General features: G+C 67.7%; 3 protein-coding genes. All 3 read left to right on the plus strand.

Features of this window, described 5'->3' with window-relative positions; all coding sequences use genetic code 11:
- Positions 1 to 468, plus strand: a 468-nt coding sequence (locus AC1DOC_RS30415; protein WP_478131199.1) for a substrate-binding domain-containing protein, incomplete at its 5' end; no start/stop codon positions are given.
- A gap of 16 nt (positions 469 to 484) precedes the next feature.
- Positions 485 to 1,444 carry an ABC transporter permease gene (locus AC1DOC_RS30420; RefSeq protein ID WP_012748451.1) on the plus strand — a complete coding sequence of 320 codons (960 nt, stop codon included), beginning with the start codon at positions 485 to 487 and terminating at the stop codon, positions 1,442 to 1,444.
- A partial coding sequence (locus AC1DOC_RS30425) for an ATP-binding cassette domain-containing protein (protein WP_478131200.1) occupies positions 1,444 to 2,196 on the plus strand: 753 nt, incomplete at its 3' end. The genes AC1DOC_RS30420 and AC1DOC_RS30425, both read left to right, overlap by 1 nt.

The raw sequence follows: 2,196 nt of genomic DNA on the forward strand, positions 1-2,196 counted from the left end.
CTGCCGGCCAACGACGCCAAGTCGAACGAGCTGTCGAAGGCGCCCGAGATCGTCTGCATGGCCGACAGCTTCGGCGACCAGGCCAAGGCGCAGACCGCAATGGAAAACTGCCTGCAGAAGGCGCCCGAGGTGAACCTGGTCTACACCATCAACGAGCCCGCCGCGGCCGGTGCCTACAACGCGCTCAAGCGCGCGGGCAAGGAGAAGGGCGTGCTGATCGTCTCGGTGGACGGCGGCTGCCAGGGCATCAAGGACACCAGCGCCGGCATCATTGCCGCCACCTCGCAGCAATACCCGCTCAAGATGGCCGCCATGGGCGTGGCGGCGGGCGTGGAGTTTGCCAAGACGGGCAAGAAGGCCTCGGGCTACGTCGACACGGGCGTGACCCTGATCGCCGGCAAGAGCGTGTCGGGCGTCGACAGCAAGGACACCAAGACCGGTGCCGAGCTGTGCTGGGGCAAGAAGTAAGCATCGGAGCGTTTTGATGGCGAAATCTCCGAAGCACCACATCCCGTGGGGCGCCCTGGGGCCGTGGCTGGCTCTGCTTGGCGCATGCATCTTCTTTGCGACGCAGTCCGACCGTTTCCTGACGGGGGACAACCTCTCGCTGATCCTGCAGCAGGTGATGGTGGTCGGCGTGATCGCCATCGGCCAGACGCTGATCATTCTCACGGCGGGCATCGACCTGTCGTGCGGCATGGTGATGGCGCTGGGCGGCATCATCATGAGCAAGTTCGCGACCGAGCTCGGGCTGCCGGTGCCGGTGGCCATTCTTTGCGGCATCGGCGTGACGACGCTGTTCGGGCTGGTCAACGGCCTCTTGGTCACGCGCATCAAGCTGCCGCCCTTCATCGTGACCTTGGGCACGCTGAACATCGCCTTCGCGATCACGCAGCTGTATTCGTCCTCGCAGACCGTCACCGACCTGCCCGCCGGCCTCACGGGCCTGGGCACCACCTTCGCCGTCGGCGGCGCCGCGGTGGCCTGGGGCGCGGTGCTGATGCTGGTGCTCTATGCGCTCGCATGGTTCGTGCTGCGCGAAACGGCCGCGGGGCGGCATATCTACGCGGTGGGAAACAACGCAGAAGCCACGCGCCTGGTGGGCATTCCCACGCAGCGCGTGCTGCTGGGCGTTTACGTGGCGGCGGGCGCGCTCTACGGCATTGCCTCGCTGCTGTCGGTGGCGCGCACCGGCGTGGGCGACCCGAACGCGGGGCAGACCGAGAACCTCGACGCCATCACGGCGGTGGTGCTCGGCGGCACCAGCCTGTTCGGCGGCCGCGGCGTGGTGCTGGGCTCGCTGATCGGCGTGCTGATCGTGGGCGTGTTCCGCAACGGGCTCACGCTGATGGGCGTGTCCTCGATCTACCAGGTGCTGGTGACGGGCGTGCTCGTGATCTTGGCGGTGGCGGCAGACCAGCTGTCGCGCCGGGGAGCCCGCTGATGAATGCCGTCGCAAACCCCAAGATCGTGATGCAGGCCCGGGGCCTGGTGAAGCGCTATGGCCAGGTCACGGCGCTCGACGGTGTCGACTTCGAGCTGCGCGAAGGAGAAATCCTCGCGGTGATCGGCGACAACGGCGCGGGCAAGTCGTCGCTGATCAAGGCGCTGTCGGGCGCCATCGTGCCCGACGAGGGCGAGATCCTGCTCGACGGCTCGCCGGTGCACTTCCGCAACCCGCTCGATGCGCGGCGCGCGGGCATCGAGACGGTCTACCAGGACCTGGCCGTGGCGCCCGCCATGACCATCTACGAGAACCTCTTTCTCGGCCGCGAGCTGCGCCGCCCGGGCTTCCTGGGCAACATGCTGCGCATGCTCGACAAGAAGAAGATGCTGCACGAAAGCGCGGCCCGCATGGCGGACCTGAAGGTCGGCATCCAGTCGATGACGCAGGCGGTGGAAACGCTCTCGGGCGGCCAGCGCCAGTGCGTGGCGGTGGCGCGCAGCGCGGCCTTCGCGCGGCACGTGGTCATCATGGACGAGCCCACCGCCGCGCTTGGCGTGAAGGAGGGCAACATGGTGCTCGAGCTGATCCGCCGCGTGCGCGACCGCGGCCTGCCGGTGGTGCTCATCAGCCACAACATGCCGCATGTGTTCGAGGTGGCCGACCGCATCCACGTGGCGCGCCTGGGCAGGCGAGCGGCGGTGCTCAATCCCAAGAACATCAGCATGAGCGACACGGTGGCCGTGATGACC

This window comes from Variovorax sp. 01T439_2 (assembly GCF_056398445.1).

Bases quoted from the DNA above. Each gene is read 5' to 3' on its own strand.
- AC1DOC_RS30420 (WP_012748451.1), top strand. From the start codon at position 485: ATGGCGAAATCTCCGAAGCACCACATCCCGTGGGGCGCCCTGGGGCCG.